The 14,267-nt window shown below is 32.8% G+C and carries 6 protein-coding genes; all 6 read left to right on the forward strand.

Annotated elements, in window-relative coordinates:
• Positions 1–9 precede the first annotated feature (9 nt).
• The 6 genes from LX80_RS04340 to LX80_RS04365 all read left to right on the forward strand — a co-directional run bounded on the left by LX80_RS04340 (position 10) and on the right by LX80_RS04365 (position 14,251).
• Positions 10–3,048 carry a SusC/RagA family TonB-linked outer membrane protein gene (locus LX80_RS04340; RefSeq protein WP_245897966.1) on the forward strand — a complete coding sequence of 1,013 codons (3,039 nt, stop codon included), beginning with the start codon at positions 10–12 and terminating at the stop codon, positions 3,046–3,048.
• Between the two features lie 18 nt (positions 3,049–3,066).
• A complete protein-coding gene (locus LX80_RS04345) occupies positions 3,067–4,701 on the forward strand; it encodes a SusD/RagB family nutrient-binding outer membrane lipoprotein (protein ID WP_111293824.1) in 1,635 nt (544 codons plus the stop codon).
• Positions 4,702–4,794: 93 nt separating this feature from the next.
• Complete coding sequence (locus LX80_RS04350; RefSeq protein WP_245897968.1) at positions 4,795–8,097, forward strand: VCBS repeat-containing protein; 3,303 nt, start codon at positions 4,795–4,797, stop codon at positions 8,095–8,097.
• A 1-nt stretch (position 8,098) separates the two neighbouring features.
• Entirely contained in the window at positions 8,099–9,208 is a 1,110-nt protein-coding gene (locus LX80_RS04355; RefSeq protein ID WP_111293826.1) for an acyltransferase family protein, read from the forward strand.
• A 28-nt stretch (positions 9,209–9,236) separates the two neighbouring features.
• Positions 9,237–11,075: a glycoside hydrolase domain-containing protein gene (locus LX80_RS04360; protein WP_111293827.1), complete on the forward strand. Its 1,839-nt coding sequence runs from the start codon at positions 9,237–9,239 to the stop codon at positions 11,073–11,075.
• Between the two features lie 149 nt (positions 11,076–11,224).
• Positions 11,225–14,251, forward strand: a complete 3,027-nt coding sequence (locus LX80_RS04365) for a DUF5107 domain-containing protein (RefSeq protein WP_170120373.1) — start codon at positions 11,225–11,227, stop codon at positions 14,249–14,251.
• Positions 14,252–14,267 lie beyond the last annotated feature (16 nt).

Consider the following 14,267-nt stretch of genomic DNA (forward strand, 5'->3'; position numbering starts at 1 on the left):
ACAAGAACAGTGACGGGAAAGGTTATTGACTCGGAAAAGAAACCCATATCAGGGGCTTCTATTCTTATTAAGGGTAAATCGCAGGGAACTGCTGCTGATGCTGATGGTAATTTTACACTCAAAGTGCCTGATGGGCGAGTGCAACTTGAAATTACTTCTGTTGGTTATTTGAAAAGAGAAGTGAATTTACGACCTGATGAAAATAATGTTACAATTGAAATGCGTAGTGATTCAAGTCAATTAAAAGACGTTGTTGTAACAGCATTAGGAATTACTCGTCAAGCAAAAACTTTAGTTTATGCCACACAAAATGTAAAAGTTTCTGAGTTAACCGGTGTTCGTGCATCAGATAATGTATTGAATTCATTACAGGGTAAGATTGCTAATGCTGTTATCAATCAAGGTTCTGGTGGTCCTGGTAGTGGTGCTAGAATTGTTTTGCGCGGTAATCGTTCTATACAAGGAGATAATAATGCACTTATTGTTGTTGATGGTGTGCCTATTGAGAATAATACTTATAGTGCTGCCGGTGGTACTTTTGGTTCTATACAAGGTTCAGATGGAGCATCAAATATTAATCCTGATGATATTGAATCAGTTACTGTTTTGCGTGGTGCTTCAGCTGCAGCTTTATACGGTAGCCAAGCAGGCAATGGTGTAATTGTTATTACAACTAAAAAAGGATCTAAAGACAAAATATCTGTCAATGTAAATTCAGGTGCTGTTTTTGAAAATGCTTTTGCTCTTCCAAAAGTGCAAAATATTTACGGACAAGGTAATAATAATCAGTACGTAGATTCTTTATTTGGGGATAGTTGGGGTGCAAAAATGACAGGTCAAACCTATACTAACTTTTTAGGGCAAACTCAAAAATATGCTCCTCAATCAAATAATATCAAAGACTTTTTTCAAACAGGGCTTGGATTGAATAACTCTATCAGTGTTTCCGGTGGTAATTCAAAAGCTCAAACTTATTTATCTTATACAAACAACTCAATACAAGGTATTATTCCTAAAAATATATTGCTGCGCCATACAATTACATTAAGGCTTACAAATCAAATCAGTTCCAAGTTTTCAACTGATGCAAAAATTACTTATATAAATCAAGATATAAAAAACAAACCTAGAACCGGGGAAGAAAATTCACCTGTTATAGATATTTATCAAATACCAAGAAATGTTAGCTTAGCTGAAGCGCAACAATACCAAAGTATAAGTAATGTAGGTGTTCCTAATCCTAATCCTTGGCCATCAACGTTGAATTCTATTTATCAAAATCCATATTGGATGATTAACAATACTGCTTTGAATGAAACACGCGATAGGATAATGGGTTTTTTATCTGCTAAATATCAAATTACACCTTGGTTAAGCGTAACAGGAAGGGCTAATTTAGATAGAAGTATGGATAAATTAACAGAACAATATGCACAAGGCACTTTATTGTGGGCAAATCAAGCTGGTGGGTATTTCTCACAAACGAATATTGTAACTACTCAAAAATGGTTTGATGCGATTTTTGACGGTAGCAATAAGATTTCACAAAATTTCAAAGCCAATTATCATTTTGGTGCCATTTATCAGGACAATAAGTTTGATTTGATGCAGGGTATTGCTAATGGTTTAAATGTTACTAATAAGTTTAGTTTAAACTATGCAACTAATCCTGCATTATATCAAACCGGAACAGAAGTTCAAACACAAGCCGTTTTTGCTCAAGCCAATTTTTCTTATAAAGATGCAATTTATTTAGATGCTAGTATTAGGAACGATTGGGATTCAAGATTACCTGCACCTTATGCTTATCAATATTATTCAATTGGTGCTTCAGCATTAATTTCAGATTTAGTTAATTTACCCGATTATATTTCTTTCTTGAAAGCTAGCTTAAATTATGCTGAAGTAGGTAACGGTGGTCAATTTGGTTTATTAACTAGTACTTATAGTTATAGTCAAGGAGCAGGTAATGGTTTTTTAAGTAGAAGTACTACTTTACCTATTCCGGGATTAAAGCCTGAGATTGTAAAAAATACAGAAGCAGGAATAGAAGCACGTTTTAATAAAAACAGATGGGGCTTTACTTTCACTTATTATAAAAGTAATTCTTATAACCAATTACTTCAAATTGGTTTACCAACACCTACAGGTTATGCAACACAATATATTAATGCCGGAAACATTCAGAATCAAGGTATTGAAGTGGTGTTAAATGCAACAGCAATTCATTCAAAAAACTTTAATTGGGATGTTGCATTAAATTTTGCATTGAATAGAAATAAGGTAATAAGTTTAAGTCCGGAATTAAAAACTGTTTATTTTGGTGATAGCCGAGCTGCAACCATGCAAATTCAGGAAGGGGGCAGTTATGGTGATTTAATTGGTTTTAAATGGCTGAAAGATTCAAAGGGAAGATATGAAGTAAATGCTGATGGTACACCTTTAACCTCATATCAAACAGGTGATCCACAGGCTTATATCGGCAACTTTAATCCTAATGAAACTGTTGGATTAACAAACACATTTAGATATAAAGACTTTTCTTTAAGAGTATTGGTTGATGGTAGAATTGGTGGCGTTATAGTAGATGGTACCGAAATGAACTTAGCGTTTAGTGGAATACCTGCTGCAACAGCTAAATACAGAGAAGGAGGATGGAGCTTAGGTGGTGTAGATGCCAATGGTAATGCAGTTACTACAACTATTAATGCTCAGCAGTTTTGGCAAACTGCATCTGGAAAGCGTTATGGTGTTGGTGATTTCTTTGCTTATGATGCAACTAGTTTCCGAGTAAGAGAACTTTCTTTAGGATATGACATTCCATTAAAAAATAATTTCTTTATTAAAGCTGCCAGATTATCAGCAGTTGCAAGAAACTTGTTTTGGTTATATCGAGGTGAGTCGTTGCTAAATATTCCAGGTTTGGGAAAACGAAAAATGACATTTGATCCTGATATGAGTTTAGGAAATGGAAATTATCAAGGAATTACTTACGGTACATTACCGGCCACTCGTTCAATTGGCGTGAATTTGCAATTAACATTTTAATTATTAAATAAGTATAATATGAAAAAGTTTAATATATTTTCTGCACCGCTTTTATACTTATTGTTTTTTGTTGCTATTTTTCAAATAAATGCATGTACAAAAGACTTTAAGTCGATAAATACCGATAAAAACACAATTGCTACTATTGGACCGGCTGAGTTACCGTTTCTGTTTTCAAAAGCGCTTTCAGCGGCACCACATGATATGTATAATTATCAAGTAGCTCAAAATTTATTTGCCGACCAGTATGCACAATATTTTGCCTGTGAGGCAACCTATTTCCCTTCAGATAGATTGGTGATAAGACAAGATTGGGTTGGAGCAGCATTTAATCCCATGTACACAGATGTAATGCCACAATTACAAACCATATTTGCAAACACTGATTCAACTTCAGCCGAATATGCAATGGCAAGTATTTGGTGGGTATATACCTTTCATCGAGTAACCGATTACTGGGGGCCTATTCCTTATTTTCAAGCAGGAAAAGTTTCAACACCATCTGTTCCTTATGATCCTCAAGATCAGATTTACAACGATTTTTTTAAACGACTTGCTAACGCTGTTGCAGTACTAAATCAACATCAAGGGGAGAATCATTTTGGTAATTATGATTTAATTTATGGAGGCGATGTAAATCATTGGATAAAATTTGCAAATTCTTTAAGATTAAGATTAGCTATTAGAATATCAAAAGTTGATCCGGCACGTGCTAAGGCAGAAGGAGAAGCTGCATATGCAGGTGGAGTAATGACAGTTAGCGCACCTATTACGGATCCTACAGCTAATCCGGGTGGTGATGATGCTTTGGTTGATAGAAGTACTAAAGGAAATGACGGTAATGGATTATCAATTATGTCTGACTGGAATGAATTTAGAATGAGCGCATCAATGGCATCTGTTTTAAAAGGCTATAATGATCCAAGATTAAAAGAATATTTTTTGCCGGCTGTCAATACAAACCAATATCAAGGACTCCGAAACGGATTAAGTGTTAATCAGTTAACACAGCCTGCCAATAATTACAATAATAATTCTCATGTTGGTAAAAGATGGTCATCAACCAATGTAACGGATATTAATGGTAATGTTACAGGATCTGCCACGTCATTATCAACACGTCAAAATATAATGTGTAGCGCAGAAGTATATTTTTTACGTGCTGAAGGTGCTATGTTAGGTTGGAACATGGGTGGTACACCTCAAACATTATATAATCAAGGAATTACTGCATCAATGAACCAATGGGGTATTACAGATCCTACTATCATTAATAATTATATTAATAGTATGGCTACACCAATTGCACCCGGTGATTATTTAAATTCTCCTCCTATGACTAATATTCCGGTTAAGTTTGATCCTTCTAATCCTGCTGTACAACTTGAACAAATTATGACGCAAAAATGGTTGGCATTATATCCTGATGGTCAGGAAGCCTGGGCTGACTATCGAAGAAGCCATGTATTGAAATTGTACCCGGTTGTAAACTCAGATAATCCTGATATTACAAATACAACTACACAATGGATACGAAGAATTCCCTTCTTATTATCAGAGTATCAAACCAACGGAGCTGAAGTTAACAAAGCAGTTAATTTATTAGGTGGGCCTGATAAAGTTACCACACCTTTGTGGTGGGATAAGAATTAGAGCATTTATTAACCATCAATTAAATAAAAGATTCCATCTAAAAAGATGGAATCTTTTATTATAAATCTTAAGTTTAAAGCTCAAACAAAATGTATGCTAACACATAAATCACTATTTCCCTTAATGTTGATTTTTTTAGTTTGTGGCTGCCATTCCGGTTCAAATAAACTATTAGCAAAGTTAGATGCCGATGAAACAGGTATTCATTTTAATAATCAACTTTTTACAGAGTCTTCATTTAATATATTAAATTATATATATTTTTATAATGGAGGTGGCGTAGCTATTGGCGATATTAATAATGATGGATTACCTGATATATTATTTACAGGTAACATGGTTAAAAACCGATTGTATCTAAATAAGGGGAACTTCAAATTTGAAGATATTACCGACAAAAGTGGTATTGCTGCAATGCAAGGATGGTGTACAGGTGCAACTATGGTAGACGTTAATGGAGATGGAAAGCTCGATATATACATTTGTCGCTCTGCAGATATTAATTCTAAAATGCGGCGAAATTTACTTTTTATTAATAATGGTGATTTAACCTTTACAGAAAAAGCACAAGAATATGGATTAGATAATACCGGCTATTCTACACAAGCTGCTTTCTTTGATTATGATAAAGATGGAGACTTAGACATGTTCTTAATTAATCACTCTTTGCATGAATATACTACCGGTGCAATTGAAAATCCTGAATTAAGAAATAAATCAATTCCTGAATTCGAATGTAAATTATATAGGAATGATTGGAATGAGCAATTGAAACATCCTGTTTTTACTGATGTTTCAAAGCAAGCAGGAATTACTTCCAATGTATATACTTTTGGATTAGGGTTAGCAATTTCTGATTTGAATAACGATGGGTGGCCCGATGTATATGTTTCCAACGATTTTAATGAACCTGATTATTTATTTATGAATAATGGGAATGGAACATTTACAGATAAGCTGAATAAAAGTATGGATCATGTTTCATTATATTCAATGGGTTCTGATGCGGCTGATTATAATAATGATGGACTTATTGATTTATTTACATTAGACATGTTGCCTGAAGATAACTATACACAAAAAATGCATAGTGGAGCTGAAAATTATAATAAGTTTCAACTTCTATTTAATAGAGGGTTTTATTACCAATATAGTCGCAATATGCTACAAAAAAATAATGGTGATGGAACATTTTCTGAAATCGGTCAACTGGCGGGTGTTTCAAATACTGATTGGAGTTGGTCTGCTCTTTTTACTGATTTTGATAACGATGGTAAAAAAGATTTGTTAGTGACTAATGGATATGTAAAGGATTATACCGATATGGATTTTTTACAATTCTCTGCTGATAAGGCATCTAAAGCTAACATATTAAATAAGGAGGAAGCAGTAAAAACATTTATTGAGAAAATGCCTGAAAACAAACAGCATAGTTATGTTTTTAAAAATGTGGGCAACGACTCTTTTGTAAAATATAATATGCAATGGGGATTAAATCAAACTACGGTATCAGCAGGCGCGGCATTCGCCGATTTAGATAATGATGGAGATATGGATGTTGTTATTAATAATACCAATGATATTGCTTCAATTTATCGAAATAATGCGAATAAAAACTCAGAGAATCATTACCTGAAAGTTAAGTTTGTTGGAAATAGTTTAAATAAAAATGGAATAGGTGCTAAAGTAAAATTGTATTGTGCTAATGAAGTTTTTTATCAAGAAAATTTCCCTGTAAGAGGTTTTCAATCTTCAACCGAACCCATTTTAAATTTTGGGATTGGTACACATTCTATAATTGATTCTATATTGGTTATTTGGCCTAATGATTCAGCTCAGATTATTAAAAATGTAAAACCTAATCAAACAATAACATTTCAATTGCGGCAGGCTAATACCTTGTATCATTATAATTTAAAAAATCCTAAGCCAATATTTACACAAAATGCTTTATCGCAAATGCAGTATCGCGATGAGGATGTTAATGATTTTAGTATTCAAACATTATTGCCCAATTTTTTATCTCATCAAGGTCCTTGTATGGCTACTGCAGATGTGAATAATGATGGATTGACGGATGTGTATTTAGGTAGTTCCAAATTACAACCCGGACAGCTTTTTTTACAAATGAAAAATGGGTCGTTTCAAAAAATTGTTAATCCAGACTTCCTAAAAGATAAATATTATGTTGATGCCTCTGCAGTTTTTTTTGATGCCAATGGCGATGGACTTCCTGATTTATTTGTAGCAAGTGGTGGGTATGACATAAATGAAAATGATACTTTACTAGAAAGCCGACTTTATCTAAATAAGGGAAATGGAAAGTTTATTCGAAGTTATCAATCAATTCCTAAAAATAAAATAAGTGCCGGTGTGGTGAAAGTTGCTGATATTGATGGTGACGGCGATTTAGATGTATTTATTGGTGGAAGAGTAACACCTCGTAACTATCCACTCACTCCTTCAAGTGCTATTTTAATTAACGATGGGAAAGGCCATTTTACTGATGCTACACCGGCTATGCTTAGAAAAGTTGGAATGGTAACCGATGCAGCTTTTTTAGATTTGAATGGAGATAAATTGCCCGATTTAATCGTGGTAGGCGAATTCATGCCTGTAAAAGTTTTTATTAATCAAAAAGGTTCATTTGTTGATTCTTCTAACAATTACATTCATTTCCCCAACAATGGTTGGTGGAATAGAATAGCCTTAGCTGATTTAGATAAGGATGGTGATATGGATATTGTCTTAGGTAATTATGGTTTAAATACACAATTTAAAGTAAACGAAAAAGAACCAATGGAGCTTTATTATAAAGATTTTGATGGTAATGGTTCTATTGACCCAATCTTATGTTATTATATTAATGGTGTCAGTTATCCGGCATTTTCTAAAGATGATATTACAGAACAAATACCATCACTTAAAAATAAATTTTTGCAATATCATGATTATGCAAACGCAACGATATTTGATTTATTTACAAAAACTCAATTAAACGATGCAGGTAAATTGGTATGTAATAATTTAACTACAGGTTATTTAGAAAATAAAGGAAAGGCTGGTTTTGAATGGCATGTTCTGCCAACTGAAGCACAATATGCACCTATATTTGGTATTAATGTATTAGATGTAAATGGTGATGGAAATAATGATATACTACTAACAGGAAATAATACTTACACACGCATTAAGTTTGGAAGGTACGATGCTAATCATGGCGTTTTATTATTGGGGAATGGAAAAGGTGCGTTTAAATATGTGCCTCAGTATTCTTCAGGCTTAAATATCCGCTCTAATGTCCGCAGTGCAACATCTATAAATATAGGTATGCAATCGCACATACTTGTTGCTAGCAATGATACCAGTGTTATTGATTTAAAATTAAATCGTTAATATGTCAATAGCGCTCAATAAATCTGAAAGGTTAATATCGCTTGATGTGATGCGAGGATTGATTATGATTTTGCTTGCTGGGGAAAGTGCAACTGTTTATTCATCAATTAATAATTTATCCTTGCCATTATGGCTTCATAATGTTAATCAGCAATTTTTTCATCATCCATGGCATGGCTTGCATTTTTGGGACTTAGTACAACCTGCTTTCATGACTATGGCCGGTACAGCCATGTACATATCTTATATACAAAAGTTAAAAAAGGGAATTACCTGGAAACATAACTTAAAGCATATAGTTATTCGTAGCATTAAATTGTTTTTATTAGGTACAGGTTTACATTGTGTTTATGCCGGAAAATTAGTTTTTGAACTATGGAATGTGCTTACTCAATTAGCTGTTACTACTTTAATTGCATATTTATTGATACGTTCATCTTATACAGTACAAATTATTATTGGTGTTTTGTTGATAGTGATCAATGATCTTGCTTACCAACTTATTCAAATTCCTTCGTTTAATTATCCATTTGTTGAAGGTAAAAATTTGGGAAGTTTTATTGATTTAAAATTAATGGGTAAAATAAATACAGATGGATGGGTTGCTATTAATTGTATTTCAACTGCTGCACACACAATATGGGGCGTTACAATTGGAAAATGGCTATTAGCAAATAAAAGTAACTACAGTAAATTAACGCGAATGTTCGTGTTTGCATTAATTGCACTTATTATCGGATATATTGCTGACTATTTTGGATTATCTCTCATTATCAAACGTATTGCTACGGGAGCTTTTGTTTTAGTTTCTTTTGGTTGGGTATTAATTATAATGACACTATTATATTGGTGGATAGATATTCGTAATCATCATCGCTTTGCATGGATAATAACTTCGGTGGGAATGAATGCAATATTTATTTATTTGTTTTTTGAAACAGTTGGTTACCAATGGCTGCGACCTACTGTTTATATTTTTATAGGTGGTTTTTCTAGTTTATTGCACATGTCTAATTCATTAGCCTATTTTATTAATGCTTTAGTAGTTTGGTTTATTTATTGGTATTTATGTTTTTGGTTATCGAAGAACAGAATTTTTATTAAGCTTTGATTTTATATTAAAACTAAATAGGTAGCTTATGCAGCTTCATAGTTATTTAATATTTGAAAAAAAGAAAAATTGTTTATTCTTTTTCTTTCTATTTTCTGTTGGCTTTTTAAATGCACAGATAAAGAATGTATGGGCTATTGGCGATGGAGAAAAAATATTTAAAACCGGATTTGTATCACCAGAAAAAAACATCAATTCCATTTGGAATGGAGATAAAATACAATTAAAAGGGTTATACAATGAAATACTTGCCTTTCAGGTAGTGCTTGAAACGTATACTTCAGGTGCTAAACAAGTTAGTGTTGAAGTACAACCATTCATTCATCAAGTAACACATCAGAATTTCGGAAGTGCGAGTGATAGTTATGGTGATGATGGTTGTATTGATATATTTATAGAACACTATTTATTTGTAAAGGATTCAACACATCCTAATTGGTATTATGGTTCACCTAAAGCTATGCCACAAAAAATGACGGGATGGATTCCGGATGCCTTAATACCAATAAGCGCATACAAAAACATAAAAAAATATCCAATTGATTTGCCGCCCTTAAGTGAAATTGATCCTGGCCATAAGTCAATCAATACTATACCTACACAAGCATTTTGGATTGATGTTTATTTGCCAAGAGATAAGAAAAGTTTTCAGCCTGGTTCATATACCAGTAAAGTTATAGTACGGGAAAGTGGGAAAGTTGTTAAAACAATTCCAATTGAATTAGAACTTTTGCCTTGGTATTTGCCCGATACAGATCAACACACTATTTGGTTATACACAGAAAATGTATATCCTTATTTTCCATCGCTTTCACACAATGAAATTGATAGAATGCTGAAGTTTGAAGGTCATAGACACCGGGTTGATATTATGGGTGGATTTACTGTAAACAAAACTTCTTTTAATGCAGAAAATTTAAAAGCTTATTTGCCCTACTTAAACGGTGATGCATATCGTCCAAACAATGGATATGAAGGTCCAGGAATCGGGGTTGGTGAAAAAATATTCCCCATTGGGATGTATGGCGATGATCCGGTAATGGGAAATGATTCTATAACAGTACAACAACAAGCCAATTTATGGGTAAGTTGGTTTAAAAAATTTGCCCCCAACGTTCAATACTTTTGGTATTTAATAGATGAACCCAAACCGGAGCAGTATTCTTTCATTAAACAACGCCATCGATGGATTGAAAATGATACAGGTATAGGTAAATTCATGCCTTTATTTACAACAACTTCCTATACACCTGAATTAAAAAGCATAATAAAATATTGGGCAGGATATGATGGGTTAGATTTATCCATGCTTCCAACTATTCAAAAACTAGGTGGTGATCATTGGTTTTATAATGGAAATAGACCTAGGTATGGTTCTATTATTTTGGAAGCATCAGCTGTTGATTGTCGAGTAAACAGTTGGATTATGTATAAATATGGTGTAAATGTTTGGTTTATATGGAATGGAACACAATGGCAACACAACCATAGTGGTCCTAAACGCGACTTGTATCAACGTATCTACTCAAATCCATTAACGTATATCAATAATAGTATGGAATGGGGTAACGGTGATGGTATCATGTTTTATCCGGGAAATAACCCATTTTATCCTGATGAAAATTTTGGTCTAAACCAACTCTTCCCTTCTATTCGCTTACAAAATATGCGACGCGGACAGCAAGATGCTGCTATTTTGGAATTGGTAGAAAAAAAAGTTGGAAGGAATAAAGTGTTAGAATACATAAATAAAGTTGTGCCTGCGGCCTTAAGTGAAGTACCAATGGATGCGGCTACACCATGGTCACTTAAAGGAAACGATTATGATAATGTAAGATTAGAACTGTTGAAGTGTTTACAAAATTGATTCAAATAATTAAATATACTTTTATGATTCATGGTATATGTTTAAATACAAGAATGAGAAGCTTCTTGTTCATGTATATTCTTTCAATACTTTTAATAAGTTCTCATTCATTTGCCCAAGAGAACACAACTGTACATATTTACAATAAATTGATAAAAACGTATCCGTATCGAGATGCAAATCCCATTCCGCAAAATAATATTATCTATCCTTACTATAGGTTTGATTTGTTCACTAATAATTCCGTTTTAAAGTCATGGAAGGTAATTGAACTTGAAAACCAATATATACGGGTTTTAATACTACCGGAAATTGGTGGAAAAATTTGGACTGCAATTGAAAAGTCTACCGGTAGACCTTTTATTTATGATAATGATGTTGTAAAGTTTAGAGACGTAGCTATGAGAGGTCCATGGACAAGCGGCGGAATAGAAGCTAATTATGGCATTATTGGGCATACACCCAATTGTGCTACTCCTGTTGATTATTCAATTCAATACAAAAAAGATGGAAGTGTTAGTTGTTTTATTGGCGTTTTAGATTTGTTAACCAGAACATCTTGGCAAATAGAAATTAATTTACCAAAGGATAAAGCTTATTTTACAACTTCTTCCTTTTGGTATAATGCCAGTAGTGATGAACAACCTTATTATACATGGATGAATGCAGCCATCTTGGCAAAAAAAGATTTACAATTTATTTTTCCGGGAAATGTTTATTTAGGACATGAAGGGCAACACCATAATTGGCCAATCAATCATCAAAATGGCAAACATATTGATTGGTATAAAGAAAATAATTTCGGTGGTTATAAGTCATACCATGTATTTGGAACTTTGAACAATTTTTTTGGTGCTTATTGGCATGATGAAGATTTCGGAATGGGAAGATATAGTACAAGAGCGGATAAACCCGGTAAAAAGTTATGGATTTGGGGCTTATCGCAGCAAGGTATGATTTGGGAAAAATTATTAACGGATTCAAGTGGGCAATATACCGAGGTACAAAGTGGAAGATTGTTTAACCAAGCAGAAGAAAAAAGTAGTTATACGCCATTCAAACATAAAGGATTCGCTCCCCACTCAACTGATGCCTGGACTGAATACTGGTTTCCTGTAGTTAAAACCAAGGGAATGGTAATGGCAAATAATATTGGTACGTTGAATGTAATTAAGCATCATAATGGAATTGATATTTATTTTTCGCCACTTCAAAAATTGAATGATTCGATTGTTGTAAAATCTGATTATAAGATTTTAGTAGAAAAAAAATTGCAATTAAATGTAATGCAATTATATCATCAATTTATTCCTTTAGTTAATGCAGATAGCAATTTCACTATCAGCATAGGAAAACACTTACTTAATTATCAATCCAATCCTAAATCATTAGTTTTAAATCGGCCTTTAGATTTACCCATTAATTATGATTGGAATAGTACAGATGGTTTATACACGTTGGGGCATGAAAATATGGTAGAAAGAAATTATGCTGAAGCTATTAAATATATTAATCAATCAATTCAAAAAGATTCTAATTACACACCTGCATTAATTGATGCTGCAATTATTCATTACCATAATGGTGATGATTTAAATTCACTTTTTTTTTCGAAAAGAGCCCTTGCCATTAATACATATCAACCGGCAGCAAATTATTATTATGCTTTGGCGAATGTACGATTAGATAAAATTCCTGATGCTAAAGATGGGTTTCAAATTGCAGCATTAGACCCAGGATATAGAAGTGCGGCATTCATAAACTTAGCTAAAGTTTATTTTAAAGAAGCACAATTTGATAAAGCAACTTATTATGCTGAGCAATCATTATATACAAATTATTTTAATGTAGATGCTTATCAACTTTTAACTTTAATCGGACGTATTACAAAGAATATAAAGCTACAAACATCATCATTAGAAAAACTTTTGTCATTTAATTCTTTAAATCATATTGCTGCTTATGAAAAATATTTATTAAGCAAAAATGCTACCAATCAAAAACAATTCCTTGCTACCATTACCAATGAATTTCCCGGTCAAACTTTTTTAGAAATGGCAATATGGTATTGGAATATTGGAAGAAATAAAGAGGCTATTGAATTATTGGAAATGTCTCCAATAAACACTGAGATACAAATATGGAAAGCGTATTTAAAGCAACAATCTTTGCCTGATTATTTGAAACCTGATATGATATTTCCTTTTAGGAATGAAACTAATTTTATATTAAAGAAGCTAATGCTACAATTTGATAGTTGGAAACTTAAATATTATAGTGCCTTAATTGAACGTAATAATAATCATAAAGATCTTGCATTGAAATTATTAAAATCATGTGATGATCGTCCCGAATATGCGCCCTTTTACGCTGTACGAGCTTCTTTATATAATCCGGAAGATTCATTACTTATATTGCATGATTTGTTACGCGCTTATGAATTAGAACCTACTCAATGGCGATATGCAAATTCATTAGTTGAATTTTACTCGCTTCATAAAAAATTAGAAGAAGCTATTTTGTTGGCAAAAAAAACTTATGAATATGATACCGCTAATTATTTAATGGGAATTTCTTACATCCAAACTTTAATGCAGAATAAGGAATATTCAACAGCTTTGAATTTACTTCAATCTATCAATATTTTGCCTTATGAGGGATCAACAGTTGGAAGAAATTTGTATAGGAAAGCCTTATTGATGCTTGCAATTCAACAAATGAAGCTTCATCAATATGAGAAAGCACTAGCTTTTATTCAACGTTCAAAACTTTGGCCGGAAAATTTAGGTGCGGGAAAGCCTTATGACAATATGCTAGATGAATCACTGGAAAACTGGTTAGAGTATCAAAATTATTTGGCACTTCAAGACAAAAATTCAGCATCACTTACACTGCAAAAAATTATTGATAATTCCATGCAACAATTAGTAATAGCTGAAGGTTCTATTAGTCCATTCCGGTATTATGTTACTATGTTAGCCTTTAATGTTATCAATAATCCTACTCAAAAAAATCATTTTGAACAACAATGCATAAAAAAATTTCCTAACAGTGCAGACATTTATAGGTTAATAAAAGACGACAAATTAAATGAACGTTCTACATTATCCTTTTTGTCTAAAATGGATGATAATGCTGAAATTTGGACGGAATGGCAAAGAAATGTTCTTCAATGAAATTCATTATTTTAGA

It is taken from the genome of Hydrotalea sandarakina (assembly GCF_003254115.1).
GTDB lineage: Bacteria > Bacteroidota > Bacteroidia > Chitinophagales > Chitinophagaceae > Hydrotalea > Hydrotalea sandarakina.